Annotated in this window: 19 protein-coding genes; 8 read left to right on the top strand and 11 right to left on the bottom strand. The window is 70.5% G+C overall.

The window, feature by feature from the left end:
* Positions 1 to 124 precede the first annotated feature (124 nt).
* The 3 genes from AUC44_RS12220 to AUC44_RS12210 all read left to right on the top strand — a co-directional run bounded on the left by AUC44_RS12220 (position 125) and on the right by AUC44_RS12210 (position 4,981).
* Positions 125 to 1,342 (top strand): adenylosuccinate synthase, encoded by a 1,218-nt coding sequence (locus AUC44_RS12220; RefSeq protein ID WP_062159002.1) that lies wholly within the window; start codon positions 125 to 127, stop codon positions 1,340 to 1,342.
* 151 nt (positions 1,343 to 1,493) lie between these two features.
* On the top strand, positions 1,494 to 2,105 hold the full coding sequence (gene folE / locus AUC44_RS12215) for a GTP cyclohydrolase I FolE (protein ID WP_062159001.1): 612 nt from the start codon (positions 1,494 to 1,496) through the stop codon (positions 2,103 to 2,105).
* A 206-nt stretch (positions 2,106 to 2,311) separates the two neighbouring features.
* Positions 2,312 to 4,981 (top strand): HD domain-containing phosphohydrolase, encoded by a 2,670-nt coding sequence (locus tag AUC44_RS12210; RefSeq protein WP_197408536.1) that lies wholly within the window; start codon positions 2,312 to 2,314, stop codon positions 4,979 to 4,981.
* Between the two features lie 64 nt (positions 4,982 to 5,045).
* On the opposite strand, the gene sufU is transcribed toward AUC44_RS12210, so the two are convergent.
* Both sufU and AUC44_RS12200 read right to left on the bottom strand, forming a co-directional pair.
* Positions 5,046 to 5,483, bottom strand: a complete 438-nt coding sequence (sufU, locus tag AUC44_RS12205) for a Fe-S cluster assembly sulfur transfer protein SufU (RefSeq protein WP_062158999.1) — start codon at positions 5,481 to 5,483, stop codon at positions 5,046 to 5,048.
* 4 nt (positions 5,484 to 5,487) lie between these two features.
* Complete coding sequence (locus AUC44_RS12200) at positions 5,488 to 6,666, bottom strand: M20 family metallopeptidase (protein WP_062158998.1); 1,179 nt, start codon at positions 6,664 to 6,666, stop codon at positions 5,488 to 5,490.
* A 188-nt stretch (positions 6,667 to 6,854) separates the two neighbouring features.
* Between AUC44_RS12200 and AUC44_RS17205 the strand changes: the two genes are divergently transcribed.
* The 4 genes from AUC44_RS17205 to AUC44_RS12185 all read left to right on the top strand — a co-directional run bounded on the left by AUC44_RS17205 (position 6,855) and on the right by AUC44_RS12185 (position 9,739).
* Positions 6,855 to 6,986 (top strand): hypothetical protein, encoded by a 132-nt coding sequence (locus tag AUC44_RS17205; protein ID WP_257721364.1) that lies wholly within the window; start codon positions 6,855 to 6,857, stop codon positions 6,984 to 6,986.
* A 56-nt stretch (positions 6,987 to 7,042) separates the two neighbouring features.
* Positions 7,043 to 7,258 (top strand): hypothetical protein, encoded by a 216-nt coding sequence (locus AUC44_RS12195; protein WP_062159833.1) that lies wholly within the window; start codon positions 7,043 to 7,045, stop codon positions 7,256 to 7,258.
* Between the two features lie 63 nt (positions 7,259 to 7,321).
* Positions 7,322 to 8,425: a Gfo/Idh/MocA family protein gene (locus tag AUC44_RS12190; RefSeq protein ID WP_062158997.1), complete on the top strand. Its 1,104-nt coding sequence runs from the start codon at positions 7,322 to 7,324 to the stop codon at positions 8,423 to 8,425.
* A 93-nt stretch (positions 8,426 to 8,518) separates the two neighbouring features.
* Positions 8,519 to 9,739, top strand: a complete 1,221-nt coding sequence (locus AUC44_RS12185) for an NAD(P)/FAD-dependent oxidoreductase (protein ID WP_062158996.1) — start codon at positions 8,519 to 8,521, stop codon at positions 9,737 to 9,739.
* Positions 9,740 to 9,803: 64 nt separating this feature from the next.
* Here the strand turns inward: AUC44_RS12185 and AUC44_RS12180 are convergent, their stop codons facing one another.
* From AUC44_RS12180 to pyrR, 4 genes are read right to left on the bottom strand one after another with little or no spacing between them, the layout of a single operon-like run.
* Positions 9,804 to 11,066: a dihydroorotase gene (locus AUC44_RS12180; protein WP_062158995.1), complete on the bottom strand. Its 1,263-nt coding sequence runs from the start codon at positions 11,064 to 11,066 to the stop codon at positions 9,804 to 9,806.
* A gap of 17 nt (positions 11,067 to 11,083) precedes the next feature.
* A complete protein-coding gene (locus tag AUC44_RS12175) occupies positions 11,084 to 11,749 on the bottom strand; it encodes a metallophosphoesterase (protein WP_157445346.1) in 666 nt (221 codons plus the stop codon).
* A gap of 3 nt (positions 11,750 to 11,752) precedes the next feature.
* On the bottom strand, positions 11,753 to 12,697 hold the full coding sequence (locus tag AUC44_RS12170) for an aspartate carbamoyltransferase catalytic subunit (protein ID WP_157445345.1): 945 nt from the start codon (positions 12,695 to 12,697) through the stop codon (positions 11,753 to 11,755).
* Positions 12,694 to 13,242, bottom strand: coding sequence for a bifunctional pyr operon transcriptional regulator/uracil phosphoribosyltransferase PyrR (pyrR, locus tag AUC44_RS12165; RefSeq protein WP_062158991.1), 549 nt, complete (start codon positions 13,240 to 13,242; stop codon positions 12,694 to 12,696). Before pyrR ends, AUC44_RS12170 begins: the two co-directional genes overlap by 4 nt.
* A 354-nt stretch (positions 13,243 to 13,596) precedes the next feature.
* Here pyrR and AUC44_RS12160 point away from each other — a divergent pair, with 354 nt between their 5' ends.
* Positions 13,597 to 14,037, top strand: coding sequence for an Hsp20/alpha crystallin family protein (locus AUC44_RS12160; protein WP_062158990.1), 441 nt, complete (start codon positions 13,597 to 13,599; stop codon positions 14,035 to 14,037).
* A 76-nt stretch (positions 14,038 to 14,113) separates the two neighbouring features.
* On the opposite strand, the gene AUC44_RS12155 is transcribed toward AUC44_RS12160, so the two are convergent.
* The 5 genes from AUC44_RS12155 to AUC44_RS12135 all read right to left on the bottom strand — a co-directional run bounded on the left by AUC44_RS12155 (position 14,114) and on the right by AUC44_RS12135 (position 17,528).
* Complete coding sequence (locus AUC44_RS12155; RefSeq protein ID WP_062159831.1) at positions 14,114 to 15,052, bottom strand: hypothetical protein; 939 nt, start codon at positions 15,050 to 15,052, stop codon at positions 14,114 to 14,116.
* Between the two features lie 90 nt (positions 15,053 to 15,142).
* Positions 15,143 to 15,814, bottom strand: a complete 672-nt coding sequence (locus AUC44_RS12150) for a phosphatidylserine decarboxylase (protein WP_062158988.1) — start codon at positions 15,812 to 15,814, stop codon at positions 15,143 to 15,145.
* A gap of 127 nt (positions 15,815 to 15,941) precedes the next feature.
* Complete coding sequence (locus AUC44_RS12145; protein ID WP_082689052.1) at positions 15,942 to 16,706, bottom strand: peptidylprolyl isomerase; 765 nt, start codon at positions 16,704 to 16,706, stop codon at positions 15,942 to 15,944.
* 100 nt (positions 16,707 to 16,806) lie between these two features.
* Positions 16,807 to 17,019, bottom strand: a complete 213-nt coding sequence (locus tag AUC44_RS12140) for a hypothetical protein (RefSeq protein ID WP_062158986.1) — start codon at positions 17,017 to 17,019, stop codon at positions 16,807 to 16,809.
* A gap of 38 nt (positions 17,020 to 17,057) precedes the next feature.
* Positions 17,058 to 17,528, bottom strand: a complete 471-nt coding sequence (locus AUC44_RS12135; protein WP_046844319.1) for an Lrp/AsnC family transcriptional regulator — start codon at positions 17,526 to 17,528, stop codon at positions 17,058 to 17,060.
* Positions 17,529 to 17,544 lie beyond the last annotated feature (16 nt).

Raw genomic sequence — 17,544 nt, 5'->3', positions numbered from 1 at the left:
AAGTCCCGCCGGACGGGCTGACATTTCCCGTACACTGAGGCACGGTGCTGCGCGCCGTGTTTTTTTTGCCGGGCCCCAGGCCGGGCAGAGGGAGCAAGTCTGTGCGCGTGGCCGGAGGGCTGAGATGCCTGGAATCGCAATTGTGGGCGCCCAGTGGGGCGATGAGGGCAAGGGGAAGATCACGGATTTTCTCGCGCCGGAAGCCGAGTTCGTGGTGCGCTACCAGGGCGGCGCGAACGCCGGGCACACCGTCACCGCCAAGGGACAGACGTTCAAGCTGAACCTGCTGCCTAGCGGTGTGCTGCACGACGGGACCGTCAGCGTGCTGGGCGACGGCATGGTGATCGACCCGGACAAGTTCCTGGAAGAGCGCCGGAACCTGATCGCGGGCGGCCTGAACCCTGACCTGCGGATCAGTGACCGGGCGCACCTGGTGCTGCCGCATCACAAGTTCGTGGATGGCCGCAAGGACTTCGTGGGCACGACCGGGCGCGGGATCGGCCCGGCGTACGCGGACCGCGCGCGCCGCGTCGGCATCCGCTTCGGGGACCTGCTGGACGACGGCGTGCTGACCGAGCGCGTCGAGCGGCTGCTGGAGGCCAAGCCGAACAGCACCCGTGACGCGGGCTGGACGACCGTGCAGGTGGCCATGGAGGCCCTGGCGCCGGTGCGTGAGGCCCTGTCGCCGTTCGTGCAGGACACCGGCGCGCAGCTGCGTGACGCCATCAAAGAGGGCCGGAACGTGCTGTTCGAGGGCGCGCAGGCGACCCTGCTCGACCTGAACTACGGCACGTACCCCTTCGTGACGAGCAGCCACCCCACGGTGGGCGGCATCCTGGTGGGCGCGGGCGTGAACCACAAGGCCATCCACAAGGTGTACGGCGTGGCGAAGGCCTTCAACACCCGCGTCGGGCACGGCCCGTTCGTGACCGAGGTGCATGACGAGGCCGGCATCCTGCGCCTGCGTGGGGACGGCAGCAAGCCCTGGGACGAGTACGGCACGACCACCGGACGTCCGCGCCGGGTGGGCTGGCTGGACCTGGCGCTGTTGAAGTACGCGGTGGACGTCAACGGCCTGGACGGGCTGGTCATCAACAAGATGGACATCCTGGCGGGCCTGGACGAGATCCCGGTGTGCGTGGCGTACGACGCGGACGGTCAGCCCGTCTGGAAGAAGATGAAGGGCTGGGCCACCACGGACGGCGCCGACAGCCGCGCGACCCTCGCCAAGGAAGCGCAGGCGTACCTGGACCTGATCGAGGAGACCGTGGGCTGCCCCGTGGTGATCTTCTCGGCGGGCCCGGCGCGGGAGCAGACGTACGGTCAGGTCAGCTGGACGTAACGGCCTCACCGGCGGGCGGGAGGGGGTCCCTGTGCGGGGGCTCCTCCCGCTCTTCCCTGCAAGCCTTTTGACAGTTGGCGGGCCGCGCGGGGGCCTACACTCCGCGCATTCATGTTCGCGCCGCTGAGGGCGGGGTGAGAAGGAGAGGGTCATGACGATTGAACCGCTGATCAGCGCGGCTGACGAGAAACAGGAGGTGCCGGGCCTGCGCGCCCTGACGCAGGACTGGCTGGGCGCCATCGGCGAGGACCCGGAACGTGAGGGCCTGCTCAAGACCCCGCACCGCGTGGCGAAGGCCTGGGGATTCCTGACGGCCGGGTATCACAAGTCGCTGCAGGAGGCCGTGGGGGACGCGGTGTTCGAGGCCGACGGCAGCGAGATGGTCATCGTGAAGGACATCGAGTTCTACTCCATGTGCGAGCACCACATGCTGCCCTTCTACGGCCGGGCGCACATCGCGTACATCCCGGACGGGAAGATCCTGGGCCTGAGCAAGTTCGCGCGGATCGTGGACCTGTACTCCCGGCGCCTGCAGGTGCAGGAGCGCATCACGACGCAGGTCGCGGACGCCGTGCAGGAACTGCTGGCGCCGAGGGGCGTGGCTGTCATGATGGAGGGCGTGCACCTGTGCATGGCGATGCGCGGCGTACAGAAGCAGAACAGCAGCACCAGCACCAGCGCCATGCGCGGCCTGTTCAAGAGTGACGCCCGCACCCGCGCGGAGTTCATGAGCGCGGTGCAGGGCACGCTGCGGGGCCGCTGAGCAGGGCGCGGCAGCCGGGTCGGCGGCTCAGCCCGGGGCGTGACAGGCAGAGGGGAACGCCGAGGACACCCTGGTGCCCCCTGCCCCTTTAGGAGCCGTTGGCCTGAAAAAGCAGTGAGAGCCGTGTAAGGCGGCCTTGGGTAGTGTGCGCTGTCGGGGTTGCCGTGCTGCTGAACTTGTGCTTGCTGCTCACGTGTGCGTTCGCATTGAGCCTCTCCTACCGGGAGTGGCCCGTCCGCCGTGACGCCTGGACGCACTGCGCGCGCGTGCTCGGTTCGGCCGCCACGTCCCTGCTGCTGGTGTGGTACACCGCGCCGGTCGGCGACCTGAAGGTGGACCTGCGGTACGTGCCGGTGGCCCTCGTGACCCTGCGCTACGGGCTGCCGGCCGGATTGCTGGTGGCGCTGGGTCCGGTCGTGTGGCGCCTGCTGGAATCCGATGTGGGGGGCATGGTCGCCCTGGTGAACGCCCTGAGCGTGGTGCTGCTGGGCGCGCTGGTGCGGCCGTCCCTGCGGCTCAAGCAGCTGCGCCTGACCCAGTGGCCGCTGCTGCTGGTGCCGTACCTGGGGGTGGGCCTGGCGGTGTTCCTGGTGCCGGGGGCGCGGCCGCTGGCCCCGTGGCTGTACGTGGGCATGCTGGGACTGCATGGCGTGGCGACGCTGGGCGTGCTGGGTGTGCTCAGCGCGCGCCTGCAACTGCTGCGCCTGACGTTCGACGCGCGGCAGCTGTCCCGGCAGGACGAGTTGACCGGCCTGGGCAACCGCCGGGCCTTCGACGAGCACATGACCGAGGTGGGGCCGGGGCATCAGCTCGTGCTGCTGGACGTGGATCAGTTCCGGCACCTGAACGAGACGCACGGGGCGCTGGTGGGTGACCGGGCGCTGCGTTACATCGCGCAGGTGCTGCGCGACGCGGTGCCGGACGGCGCCTACCGCCTGAGTGGTGAGGAATTCGCGCTGCTGCTGGACAGCGGCAGCGAGGCGCAGGCGCGGGCGGTCGTGGAGGGCGTCCAGGCGCGGCTGGCCGATCCGGGCGAGGTGCCCTGGGCGAACCTGAGCGTGTCGGCGGGACTGGCGACCCGGCTGCCGCGCGAGCAGCCCAGCGAGTGGCGTCACCGCGCGGACGAGGCGCTGTATCTGGCGAAAGCCAACGGGCGGAACCGGCTGGTGTTCAGTCCGAACGCGCCGCGCGTGCCCGCGCTGGCGCCGGGCAGCCCCGGCGAGATCCGCCCGCGCCACTCGCTGTGGCAGGCGCAGCGGGCGGCGGTGCATCTGCTCACGCAGCGCCGCCCCCTGACGGACGCCGACTGGCACGAGGTGCTGCGCGGCGCGGTGGAGACCCTGGACGGGGTCGACGCGGCCAGCCTGAATATCCGGGAAGGCAACCGGTTCCGGATGTGCGCGGTCGTGGGGTACGAGCCGGAACTGCTGGGGCTGGAGTTCACGCAGGCCGCGCAGATCAAGTGGTACGGCGGCGGGATGGAGGACTGGTTGCAGGGGCGGCCGCGCGTGGCGGACGTCGGCGACATGCAGCGCGTCTGGGTGAACGACAACGATGTGCTCCGGCCGCAGGACAGCGGACGGCTCAACCGGGCCGGACACCGCGAGCGCCTGCGCCTGAACCTGTGCCTGCCGGTGGTGCTGGACGGCGAGGTGGTCGCGCACCTGAACCTCGACTCGCACGCGCTGGACGATGAATTCCCGCCGGGCGTCATGCAGGACGCGCCGCTGTTCGCGCAGCAGATCGCGGCGCTGCTGCTGCTTCAGGAACGCTGGCGGGAACTGGAGCAGCTGTCTCACCTGCACGGCGACCTGAGCCGCGCGGGCGACGAGCAGCTCGGGTCGCACCTAGCCGAGACCACCCACGACCTGCTGCGCACCACCTACACGCTGCTGCTGCGCTACGACGCGCGTATGGACGCCCTGGTCCCCGCAGCGGAGGCCGGGTTGTCGGTCGATCCGCTGGAGCCCCCCCCGACGCTGGCGCGCGGCGAGGGCATGGCGTGGCGGGCCCTGACAACGGGACAGGTCATCCGGGTGGACGACATCCTGATGGCGCGTGACGCCTACCGGCCGGTGGCCAGCCATCCGGATCGCCGGGCCCTGATGGTGGTGCCGCTGCTGAGCCGGGTCGGGGAGCCGCTCGGGGCCCTGTGCCTGCTGCGGGACGAGCACCGGCCCTTCCGGGCGCCGGACGAGGCGCTGGCGCAGATGCTGGCCAGCGTGGGCGCCCGGGTCATGGAGGGCCGCGCGCACGTGACGGATCTGGAGGCCACGCTGGACGCGGCCCTGAACATGCTGGGCGTGGCGCTGGAGGCGCGGGACTTCGAGACGCAGGGCCACACCCAGCGCGTGCAGGGGCTCGCGCGGCGCATGGGCGAGGCCCTGCACCTGAGTGACGCGCAGCTGACGGCCCTGCGCCGGGGCGCGGCGCTGCACGATATCGGCAAGCTGTGCATTCCGGACGCCGTGCTCCTCAAACCCGGGCGCCTGACGCCCGAGGAACGGCTGGTCGTGGAGCGGCACGCGCCGCTGGGGGCCGCGCTGGTGGCCCGCATCCCCTTCCTGGAGCCCGAAGCGCAGCAGGTGGTGCGTCATCACCACGAGCGCTGGGACGGGTCAGGGTACCCCGACCGCCTGGCGGGCACGCAGACGCCGCTGCTGGCGCGCCTGTTCGCCCTGTGTGACGTCTACGACGCACTGACGAGCGAGCGGCCCTACAAGGGCGCGATGGGTCACGACGAGGCGCTCGCGGTGCTGCGCGAGGGGTCGGGCACGCAGTTCGACCCGGAACTGCTCGAGCTGTTCTGCCGCGTGGTGACGCCCCGCGCCGCAGACGGGCAGGTGCAGGAGCCGGCGGCGAAACCAACCGGATGAGGTGGCCCCGGTGCGCGCTGCCCCGGCCAGCCTGCTCCGGCGCGCCATTCCCCGCGCGGCGGAGTCAGTCCGTGAGACTTGCGGGCTGGGAGGCGAGCGCCTGCTCGAGCGCCCGCCACGCCAGCAGCGCGCACTTGCGCCGGGCGTGCAGGCGGCTGACGCCCGCCAGGGCCAGCAGGTCGCCCAGTCCGGGTGTTCCCTCGGCCTCGCCCATGACCATCGCGCGGAACTGCCCGGCCAGCGCCTGCGCCTCGGGCAGGGTCTTTCCGGTCAGGGTGACGGTCATCAGGCTGGCGCTGCTCTGACTGATCGCGCAGCCCTTGCCGCTGAACGTCAGGCCCGCGATCCGGCCGCCTTGAAGGTCGGCCCAGACGGTCACCTGATCCCCGCAGCCCGGGTTGTCCAGCGTGATCCCCTCCACCCCGTCCAGCGGCCCGGTGTGGCGCGGGCGGCGCTGATGATCGGCGATGATCTGCTTGGCGACCGTCTCGGGCAGCTGCACGGCCCTACTCCGGGCGGGCGAGGCGCAGCGCGGCGGCGCGCAGCATCTCCACGCCGGTTTCCAGGCTGGTCTCGTCGATGGTGAAGCGCGGGTGGTGGTGCGGCCAGCGGCTGTCGGCCTCCTCGCTGCCGGACCCGACGTTGAAGTACGCGCCCGGCGCCTTTTCCAGGTACGCGCTGAAGTCCTCGCCGCCCATGGTGGGCCGCGCGTCCCGGAAGCGCCCCTCGCCCACCACGTCCAGCGCGATGTCCTTGAGTTGCGCCGCCACCCAGTCGGTGTTGATCAGCGGGCGGTACCCGAAGTCGTACTTCAGTTCGTACGTGGCGCCGTGCGCCTCGCAGATGCCCCTGACCACGCGCTCGATCAGCTGCGGGGCCCGCTCGCGCAGCGCCGGGTCGAAGGTGCGGACCGTGCCCATCAGCTCGGCGGTGTCGGGAATGACGTTGTGGGTGGTGCCGCTCGTGAACTTCGTGACGCTGACCACCAGCGCGTCCTGCGCGGCTACCATGCGGCTCACGACATGCTGGAGGTTCGTCACGACCTGCGCGCCCACCGCGATGGGATCAACCGTCTCCTCGGGGTGCGCGCCGTGCCCGCCCTTGCCGCGGATGGTCAGTTCGATGGTGTCGGGCGCGGCCATGAACGCGCCGGGTTTCACCGCGACGACCCCGGCGGGCAGCTGGCTGTTCAGGTGCAGGCCCGTGACGACGTCCACGCCGTCCATCAGCGGGGTATTCATCACGAGTTCCTCGGCGCCGCCCGGCCCGATCTCCTCGGCGTGCTGGAAGATCATGCGGATCTCGCCCGGCACGTGCGCGGCGTCTCCGGCGAGCAGCTGCGCCACGCCCAGTAGGATCGCGGTGTGCCCGTCGTGCCCGCAGGCGTGCATCACGCCGGGGGTCTGAGAGGCGAACTCGAAGGTGTTCTCCTCGTGGATGGGCAGCGCGTCGATGTCGGCGCGCAGCAGCACCGTCCGCCCCGGCTGGCCGCCCTTCAGGACGGCGAGCACGCTGGTCGCGGTGGGGCGTGACACGCTCAGGCCCGGCATCTTGCGCAGTTCGGCCTCGATGTACGCGGCGGTCGCGTGTTCCTCGAAGCCCACCTCGGGATGCATGTGCAGGTGCCGCCGCCACGCCACGAGCTGCTCGCGAAGTCCTTCCACCCGGTCCTGAGTTGCGGTCATGCCCCAGCCTAGCGCCTGACGGGCCGGGGCGTCTGCCGGCCGCCACCCCATCCCGCCAGCGTGGACGTGGCACGCTGGGCGGCATGACCAATCCAGAAGACGCCCGCAGCCGGGCCAGCTAGGACGCCCTGAGCGCCGCCACCGAACTCGAACGCGCCGCCGCCCACCTGCGCACGGCGGCCAGCCACATGACGGCCGGGGAGGTGCCGCGCTACGCCGCGCACCTGCTGGCCGCGCGGGGGCACCTGCTGCTGGCCGGGCAGACCCTGGACGACTTGGCGACCACCCACGCGCGCCGCAGCCAGCCCGACCGTCCCTGAAGGAACCTGAGTTTCCCCTCAGCAACTTTCCTGCCCTACGTGTCGTAATGAAGGGCATGAAGAACCGCACCCGCGTGAAGAGCAGATCCGGCAAGCTGGGCCTCATCCTGGCCGCCGCGCCCGTCGTCCTGGAACTCATCGTCGCCGCCCGCAACGGCCAGAAGAAACGCGCCAAGTACACCCGCGCCCGCAAACGCGACCGCGTGATCGACTCGCTCCTGAGTGGGGCGCAGCGGGCGGTGGGCAAGTCCGGCAAACGCCGCTTCTTCTGAACCCGTAAGGCCCCCTCAAGGCGCGTCCCCCCATCCGGCGGGGGCGCGCCTCTACGGTGGAGCATGCCCCTGAAACCGAACATCACGCCCCCCGAAGCGCAGGACACGCGGGTGGGCTTCGCCCTGGTCGGCATCGGTAAGTTGACCGCCGAGGAACTCATTCCCGCCGCGCGGACCAGCGAGCACGCCTACGTCGCGGCGCTCGTCAGCGGCGAGGCGGACAAGGCGCGGGGCTTCGCGCGCGCCCTGGGCCTGACCGACGGGGACGCCTACACCTACGAGCAGTTCGGCGAACTGGCGGGCCGCGAGGACGTGCAGGCGGTGTACATCGTCACGCCGAACAGCCTGCACCGCGAGTACGCCACCCGCGCCGCCCGGATGGGCAAGCACGTCCTGTGCGAGAAACCGCTGGGCGTGAACGCCGAGGACGCCCAGGCCATCGTGGACGCCTGCCGGGAGGCCGGGGTGCTCCTGATGGCCGCGTACCGCTGCCAGTACACCCCGGAACACTGGGCGGCCCGCGACGCCGTGCAGGGCGGCACGCTGGGCGACCTGAGGCTGCTGCACTCCATCCACGCGCAGGTCGAAGACGACCCCGAGGTCTGGCGCCTCAAGCGCGAGCTGGCGGGCGGCGGCCCGCTGCCGGACGTGGGCATCTACAGCCTGAACACCCTGCGCTTCATCACCGGGCAGGAACCCGAGTGGGTGTTCGCCACGCAGCACCAGCCCGGCGGCGACCCGAGATTCCGTGAGGTCGAGGCGTCCATGAGCGCCCTGCTGGGCTTCCCTGGCGGGGTCAGCGCCACCATCCAGACGAGTTACGCCGCGTTCAAGACCACCTCCCTGCGCGCGACGGGGGAGAAGGGCAGCCTGAACATGGAACCCGCCTTTCCCTACGACGGCCTGAAGGTACAGGTCAGCGGCGAAGACGGCACCCACGAACCCCGCTTCCCCGAGTACGACCAGTTCACGCTGGAGATCGACCATTTTGCGCAGTGCATCCGCAGCGGCGACACCCCGTGGACACCCGGCGAGGAGGGCGTGCAGGACCACGTCGTCATGGACGCCCTATACGAGAGCGCCCGCACCGGACAGGTCGTGCGCCTGCCCACCCAGACCAGCGCGGACGCGTTCCGGGGCACGAAACCGAAGCTGCCGCAGCAGTAAATCCGCGTCCCACAACGAAACCTGAACGTCCCGTGCGGGGAACCGTAGCCACGCGCGCACCTGCCCTGCGGCTGAGCTTCCTACAGTCTGCTCATGGATCTCCGCAGCGGACGCGCCTTCTGGCCCCTCACGAACGGCCTCATGCACACCTACCCGCCCCTGGGCAGCGACGAGCGCGCCGACGTGCTCGTCATCGGGGCAGGCATCACGGGCGCGCTGCTCGCCGAAGCACTCAGCGCGGCCGGGCTGGACGTCGTCGTGACCGACCTGCGCGACGCCGCGTTCGGCAGCACCAGCGCCAGCACCGCCCTCCTGCAGTACGAGATCGACACGAACCTCGTGGACCTGATCCCCATGACCGGGCAGGCGGACGCCGAACGTGCCTACCACCTGTGCCGCGAGGCCATCGGCATGGTCCGCGACCTGACCGCCGAGCTGCCCGACGACTGCGGCTTCCGCGAGCGGGGCAGCCTGTACTACGCCAGCAACCGCCGCGACGCCCGCATGCTCGCGCAGGAGCACGCCGCCCGCACCCGCGCCGGCCTGAACGTCGAACATCTGGACGCCCGCAGCCTCAAGGCCCGCTTCGGGATCACCGCGCCCGCCGCGCTGTTCAGCCCCGACGGCGGCGAGGTCGATCCTTACCGCCTCGCGCAGCACCTCCTGAAGCGCGCGCAGGGACGCGGCGCGCGGGTGTACGACCGCACGGAAGTCACCCGCCTGGACGAGCCGAGAGATGGGCGCCGGGATGACTTCACCGCGCACACCGACCGGCACGCGAAGATCCAGGCCCGCTGGGTCGTGGTCGCCACCGGGTACGAAGCCGAGAAGTTCCTCGGCCGGCGCCTCGCGCAGCTGAAGAACTCCTACGCCCTGGCGACCGAACCCATCGAACAGACCGACGGGGAACTGTGGCCCACCGGCTGCCTGATCTGGGAGACGGCCCGCCCGTACCTGTACGCCCGCACCACCCAGGACGGCCGCGTCGTCATCGGCGGCGAGGACGACAACCACCACAGCCCCGCCCGCCGCGAACGCGCTCTGCCCGCCAAACAGAAACGGCTGGAACGCAAACTCGGCAAGCTCCTCCCGCACCTCCACCCCGAAACGGCCTTCGCCTGGGCGGGCACCTTCGGCGAGACGAAAGATGGTCTGGCGTACATCGGCCCCCGGCAGACGGGCGACCGGCTGCTGTTCGCCCTCGGTTACGGTGGGAACGGCATCACGTACAGCGTGCAGGCCGCCCGCCTCCTCACCGATCTGATCCAGGGAGAGGAGACGGGCGACCTGAGGATCTTCCGCCTGGACCGGTGAGGGTCTGAAGGTCGAAGGGTCTGAGGCTGGGCAGTGGCCTTAGACTCTTGGACCCTCAGACCCTTTAAGCCCGCTGGTAAGCGACTTTCCCGTCCACGACGGTCAGCACCGGCCAGCCCTTCAGCGTTTCCCCGGCCCAGGGCGTGAATTTCGCCTTGCTCCTGAACTCGGCGGGGTTCACGGGGCGTTCGGTGCTCAGGTCGAGGATGACCAGATCGGCCTTCGCGCCGGCGTCCAGGGTGGGTTGCGCCCAGCCCATCACGCGCGCCGGGGCGGCAGTCATCAGCTCCAGGATGCGCTCCAGGCCCAGCGTCTCCGCGAAGCGGGTGTACATCAGCGGGAACGCCAGTTCGATGTACGCGATGCCGCTGGGCGCGTCCAGCAGGTCGCGCTCCTTCTCCGCGCGGGTGTGCGGCGCGTGATCGGTCGCGAGGCAGTCCACGCTCCCATCCTTCAAGCCCTTCAGCAGGTGATCGGCGTCCGCCTGAGTGCGCAGGGGCGGCGCGACCTTGTAGATCGCGTCAAAAGAACGCAGCGCCTCGTCCGTCAGGGTCAGGTGGTGCGGGCAGACCTCACAGGTCACCGGGAGGCCCTGCGCCTTCGCGGCGCGCACCAGATCCAGCGCGCGCGCCGTGCTCAGGTGCTGGATGTGCAGCCGCGCCGGGACGCCCTGCGCGTGCAGGCCCGCCACGATCTCGATATCCCGCGCCACGCGCGCTGCCTCCGCCGCCGCCGGGTTGCCCGGCAGGCCCAGCGCCTCGCTGACCGGCCCCTCGTTCATCACGCCGTCCGCGCGCAGGCTGGCGTCCTCGGCGTGCACGCTGATCACCATGCCCAGGCTCCCGGCCGTCTCCAGACCCAGGCGCAGCGTCCGGGCGTTCTCGTTCGTGCGCCCGTCGTCCGTGAACATCGCCGCGCCCGCCTCTTTCAGGTAGGTCAGTTCGGCCAGTTCCTCGCCCTTCTGCCCCTTCGTCAGCGCCGCCGCCGGACGCAGGCGCGCGAAGCCCAGGCCCGAGGCCTTCTCGATCAGGCTGCGCACGATCGCCGGGTCGTCCACGACGGGGCTGGTGTTCGGCATGCTCACCACCGTGCCGTACCCGCCGGCCGCCGCCGCCGCCAGCCCACTGGCGAGATCCTCCTTCTCCGTCTGCCCCGGCTCCCGCAGGTGCGCGTGCAGCTCGATCAGCGCGGGCGCGACCGTGCCGCCCTGCCCGTCAATGATGTCGCCCTCTTCCGGCAGGTTCCAGCCCTTGATCAGGCCGCCCTCGATGGTGACGCTCTCGGTCTTCTCCGACCCGACGCGCTTGATGTTCGTAATCGTGATCATGTGTCCTCCAGCGAGCCTCAGGACTCGTCGTACAGATGAATGGATCTGGACTGGGCGTCCCACACGCCGAAGCGGCCGGTGGAGGCCGAGCCGAGATCGAGGTACACCACGCCCTCGCCGCGCAGGTCCACGACCGGTTCGCGCTGCGGTTTGTGGCCGTGCACCGAGTACGTCAGGCCGGGGTGCAGGTGCGTGGGCAGGGGGTGCAGGCCCAGGTCGGGCGTGTCCCACAGGTACCCGGTGTCCAGCAGGTCGTCGGCGTGCGCGCCCAGGCTGGGACGGGCCGCGTGCGCGCAGAGCATCGGCCCTTCCACGACGTAGGGCCGCGCCAGCGCCCGGAAGCGTTCCAGATCGGTGATGAAGGCGTTCAGGTCATCCCCGGCCGCCTCGTACTGGGCGACGACCTCCGCCTCGTGCTCCCGGAACCACGCGGTGCGTGCCTGTCCTGTCAGGCTCAACCCCTCGGTGCAGACCCAGTGTTCGTGGTTGCCCCACAGCAGCGTCGCGCGGCCCGATTCGGCCCAGTCCAGGGCGCGCCTCAGGGCCGCGCGTGAATCCGGGCCCCGGTGCAGCAGGTCGCCCAGCAGGATCAGCGAACGGTCCGGGAAGCGCGCCTCCACCCACTCCAGGAAGTGGGAGCAGCCGTGGATGTCCGGCACCACGATGGAGGGCGCGCCCGGCAAGGGTCAGTTCCGTCCGACGAGCAGGTGGTAGAGGACGCTCATGCGGATGGCCTGTCCGTTCTCGACCTGTTTCAGGATGCGGCTCTGGGGGCCGTCGGCGGCGTCGCTGCTGATTTCCAGGTCGCGGTTCATGGGGCCGGGGTGCAGGACGATGGCGCCGCTCTCGGCTTCTTTCAGCAGGGTGTCGTTCACCTGGTAGGTATCGGCGTATTCCTGGAGGCTGCCGAGGAACCCGCCCCCCATGCGTTCGCGCTGGAGGCGCAGGGCCATGACGGCGTGGGCGCCGCGCACGGCCTTGCGGGGGTCGGTGGTGAGGGTCACGCCCGGCATCTGGGCGAGGCCGGGGGGGAGGAGGGTGGCGGGGCCACACAGGACGACCTGCGCGCCCAGTTTGGGCAGCAGTTCGGCGTTGCTGCGCGCCACACGGCTGTGGCGGACGTCGCCCAGGATGGCGACTGTCTTGCCTTCCAGGCTGCCGTATTCCTGCCGGATGGTGTATGCGTCGAGCAGCGCCTGGGTGGGGTGGGCGCGGCGGCCATCCCCGGCGTTGATGACGGGTTTGCCGCTGTAGCGGGCCACCAGATGTGCGGCGCCGGCGGCGTGGTGGCGGACGATGTACGCGTCGACCTTGTAGGAGGTCAGGACTTCCAGCGTGTCGCGTAAGCTTTCGCCCTTGCTGACGCTGCTGGCCCCGGCGGCGAACGTGAGGACGTCGGCGCTCATGCGGCGGGCGGCCAGTTCGAAGGAGGTGCGGGTGCGCGTCGAGTTCTCGAAGAACGCGTTGCACACCGTCAGGCCCTGGAGGGCCGGGACCTTCTTCACGGGCCGGTCAAGCACCTGGAGCATGGTGTCGGCGTTGTCGAGGATGGCGTGCAGGCGTTCGGGCGTCCAGTCCTGGAAGTCCAGGAGGTGACGGGGCCGCGTGGTCATGCTGGTGGGCGCGTTCATCGCAGCGCCTCCATGTCCCACAGTTCGACGCTGTCCACGCCGTCGGTTTCCTGGAGCTTGACCTTCACGACCTCGCTGGCGGCGGTGGGGAGGTTCTTGCCGACGTAGTCCGCACGGATCGGGAGTTCGCGGTGCCCGCGGTCGACGAGCACGGCCAGCTGGATGCCGGCGGGGCGGCCGAGGTCGATCAGGGCGTCCAGCGCGGCGCGGACGGTGCGGCCGGTGTACAGCACGTCGTCCACGAGGATCACGCGACGGTCGCGCAGGTCGAACGGCACCTGCGTCTCGCGGATGATGGGCTGCTGGGCGACCTCGCTCAGGTCGTCGCGGTACAGGGTGATGTCCAGCATGCCGGTGGGGACGTCCACGCCTTCCAGGGCGCTGAGTTTCTCGGCCAGCCGGCGGGCCAGGGGGATGCCGCGGGTGTGTACGCCGATCAGAGCGAGGTTCTCGGCGCCCTTATTGCGTTCGATGATCTCGTGCGCGATGCGCGTCAGGGCGCGGCGGACCTCGTCGGCGGTGAGGATCGTGGCTTTGGGGGTCACGCTCGGCCTCCGGTGCGGGCCATCAAAAAAAGACCGTGCAGCGCGGGCTGACGGGTCGGGGTTGGGTGGGTCATGGTGCTCCTTCTCCTGCCTCACGGGGCGGGTGCAGCCTCACGGGACTGCCGGGAAAGGGACGGGGTGTGGGGTTGTGGGCCTGAGCCGGGGCACTGGCCTTGAGGAGTGTACACCGCCGCGCCGGGGCGTGTCATGCCGCGTGTCCGGAACCACAGGGGCAGGAGGGCGCACCAAACTTGACATGAATGCACTCAGGTTTTACTATGATGCCAGTTGAGCGCAAGGCACTCAGATGTGCTGTGAGAGTGCGGCGCGCTTCCAGTCTCAGGAGGTACTCAAGTGATGCGATTCGATCCCTTCCGTGAAATCGAGGAACTCACCCAGCGCATGGACCGCGCCTTCGGCCAGCCCGCCGCGCCCGCCCGTTTCGCCCCGCCCGTCGACGTGCACGAGGACGAGCATGGCCTCGAACTCACCCTCGACCTGCCCGGCATCGCCCCCGATCAGGTGCAGATTGAGGCCGAGAACCAGACGCTGACCGTCCAGGCCACCCGCGCCTACGACCGCCGCGAGGGCCGCACCGCCCACCGCGTCGAACGCGCCCACGGCACCCTGGCCCGCACCTTCAGCGTGCCCGCCAAGTACGACCTGACCAAGGTCGAGGCCGACCTGCAACACGGTACCCTGACCATCAAGGTGCCCCGCAGCGAGGCCGCGCAGAAGCGCACCATCACCGTCCGGACGAACAACGTCCTGGACACTGAGACCGCCAGCGCATAACCGGATTCAACGAGCAGGGCGAGCCGATCAAGTGGCTCGCCCTGCTTGCTGTGGTGTGAGGTGATCCATCAACCCCCTATTCCCCCTCGCGGACCGCCTCCAGCAGCTCCTGCACGATGTTCAGCGCCGCCGGACCCAGCGGGGAGCGCGTGACGCCCATCAGGGTGCCGAGCTTCTCGCGCCGCGCGGGCGTGAGGTTCAGCCACCGCTGGAGGTCCTCACGGTGCGTGCGGGCCGTCTCGTCGCGCAGGTAGCGCACCGCCCCGTCGTAGTACCCGACCTGGAACGCGGCCCGCGCCCGCCGCTCCTGCTCCACGAGGCCCAGGCCGCGCGTGGCGAGCAGCACCCGCCGCGCTTCCGGCTCGCCGCCGAAGGCATACAGACTCTCGAGGTGGTATACCGCTTTCGGGAAGCGCAGCCCGGCCGACGCGCGCCACGCGTGCGGGAGGCGGATCTCGAACTCCGGCCACAGGTGCAGCCACGTCAGCAGCGCCGGGTACAGCAGCGTCAGGGCGATCTCGCGGGCGTCCGCGAGGGCCAGCAGCTGTTCCTGCACGCCGTGACCGGCCCCGGTGTGGGCCGCGCGCGCGGCCGTCAGGGCGTCCTGCGCGTGCAGCAGCAGCTCGGCGCGGTGCGCGGCCCGCTGCGACGCGCTGAGGTTCCACAGCATGCGCTGAATCCGCCCGTAGTGTCCGGTCGGGTCGTACAGCACCCGGCTGGTCGCCAGCAGCGCCAGCGGCGCCTCCGCGCGCGCCACGTCCCAGTCGCGCCACGCCTCCAGCTTCTCGAACGGGAAGTGCTCCACCGACACGCCCGCCCGCGCGTCGGCGTGGCTGCTCAGCACGCCGCGCTCGAACGTCACGAAGGTCGGGACGCTGCCCGCCCACTGGAATTCCGTGCCGTGACTCCCGGCCTGCGCCACGGCGCGCACTTTCCGGTCGGCGACCAGCCGCTCCGCGACCCGTTCCGGCGAGTGCCGCTCCGACCGCTGCTCTGCATTCGACTCCGTCTTCACGTCACCCCCCTTCCGCACCCCGCTCTGAAACGGGGCCGACCGGGCAGCATACCCGACCCCGGCCCCCCGCAGCGTGACCCGCTCAGGCATTCACGCCGGCGCGGCCCCCAGGCGGGCCACGACCGTCTCCGCGCCCGTCACGCGGTCGCCCACACCCACGGCCGGCGTGAACGCCAGCGGCACGTGCAGCAGCGCCAGCCCGCCCTCCTGCAGGAACGCGGCCTTGTATCCGGCGCGCACCTCGTCCCCCTCCCGCGTGAAGGACGTGCCGCTCAGGCCCGCGCGACCCGCCACCAGCGTCAGGGTCACGTCGCCGTCCGGCGTGGTGATCACCGCCGCCTGACGCTCGTTCTCCAGTGCCCCGCGCGTCACCAGCGTATCCACCGCGCGGCCCGTCAGCGCGCCCAGGGTGCCCGCCGCGTCCAGCAGCGGCACGTTCACCCGTGCGCCCACGTGCGTCGCGTACGACACCGCGCCCGACACCGGCTGGAACACGTAATGCACGTCCAGCGGCCCGACCGTCACCCCGATCAGCCAGCCGTCCGCCGCGCCCGGCGTGCCCAGCAGCGCCGGCACGTCCAGGCCGTCCACCCGCCCGCCTTGCACCCGCCGCACGAAGCCAACCACGCCGTCGGCAGCACTCAGAACCTCACCGGCCCCCACCTTCGGGAGACGCACCGGGTCACGGTAGCGGTACACGCCACGCAGGTACAGGGCCGCGCCAGCAGCCAACGCAACAGGAATCAGACGGCGAACACGCATGCCCACAGTCTAGGGTCACGCGCGCCGCGCCGGGGAGAGATAATCTTGGGGGATGAGGACGGGCTCTGGGCCATGGGCTGCGATCAGCAGCGGGCCGAAGCTCGCCTCACCGCTCAGCGCCCACAGCTCACTGCTCCTGGAGGATCTGCACGCCCAGCAGCGTGTCCGCGCCCGCCCCGGCAATCGGGCCACTGCCCGTATAGTTGCGTTGCAGGCGGTTCAGGACGTCCTGCCCACCGATGACCTGCCCGAACACCGTGTAGTTCCCGCTGAGGAAGTCGGCGGGCGCGACCGTGATGAAGAACTGGCTGCCCTGCGAGTCGAGGCTCTGCGAGCGCGCCATGCCCAGCACCCCAGCCTTATCGAAGCGCACGCCGCTGACGAGTTCCGCGCTGAACTGGTACCCGGGACCGCCCGTGCCCCAGCGGTCCTGCTGGGCGGGGTCGGCGCTCAGGGGGTCGCCGCCCTGCGCCATGAACCCGTCAATCACGCGGTGGAAGCGCGTGCCGTCGTAGAAGTGGTTCAGCGCGAGGAACACGAAGTTGTTCACGGCGACCGGCGCGACCTTCGGGTACAGGTCCAGGGTCACGTCGCCCTGACTGGTCTTCAGGACCGCGCGGTAGCGCTTGTTCGCGTCGATGATCTGCGCGGGCGCGCTGCTGAACGAGCGCACCGGGGCCTGCGTGAGCTCCGGCATCGCCTGGAAGCTCAGCACCGGCGCGGGCGCCGCAGGAGTGGGGGAGACTGGCACGGGGGTAACGGGCGCCGGGGTCGTGCTGGCCGGAGCCGTACCAGCCGGCGTGGTGGTCACCGGGGCGGTGGCGGCGGGCGCGCAGGCGGCCAGCGTGGTACCCAGCAGGACGGCAGCGGTGATCAGGGTACGTCGGGACATGCCCCCCAGTCTTCCACAGCGTTCATGAGAGGCGATGCCCCATCCCGCGCCGCCGGATTGAGGTTCGTTTAGGTTCACGCCCCGCCACAGCCACAGGCCCTCAGCGGGGGCGTTCCGGGCCCCAGCGGTTCAGCGCCCACAGGCCCAGCCCGATCAGCACGGCGGGCACGGCCAGGATCGTCCAGGCGGGCCAGTCCAGCAGCAGGATGCCCGCCCCGGCCAGCAGTACGGACGCCGCCACGATGATCCAGCGCAGCGCCTCGTCCAGCAGGAACGCCCACAGGTCCGCCCAGAACCCCTGTCTCGTGTTCATGCGCCCAGCGTACCGGGTCTGGTCACTCCAGCGGGAGGCTAATCCAGTGGGAGGCTGGTCGTGTACTTCTCCTGCTTCACGACGATGGTACTGGCGGTGTTGCGCACGCCGGGAATGGCGGCCAGGGTGTTCACCAGGAAGTGCTGGTATGCGTCCAGGTCCGGCACGGACACCTTCAGCAGGTAGTCGATGTCGCCCAGGCACAGGAAACATTCGAGCACCTCGGGGCGGTCCTGCATCTTCTTCGCGAATTCCTCGAAGCCCGCTTTCGTCTGCTTGTCCAGCGTGACGCGCACGATGACCATCAGCTCGCGCCCGACGGTCTTCGGGTCGAGCAGCGCCACGTACCGCTGAATGACGCCTTCCTCTTCAAGGCGGCGCACGCGGCGCAGGGTGGGGGCGGGGGTCAGGCCGATCTCGTCCGCGAGTTCCGTGTTCGGAATGCGGGCGTCCCGTTGCAGGATCCCCAGAATCTGCCGGTCGATGGCATCCAGATCACTCTGAGACATGATGGAGCGCATTCTA

Origin of the sequence: Deinococcus actinosclerus (genome assembly GCF_001507665.1) — a bacterium.
GTDB lineage: Bacteria > Deinococcota > Deinococci > Deinococcales > Deinococcaceae > Deinococcus > Deinococcus actinosclerus.
The sequence above is the reverse complement of the archived record's forward strand: the minus strand, read 5'-3'. Positions and strand labels throughout refer to the sequence as shown.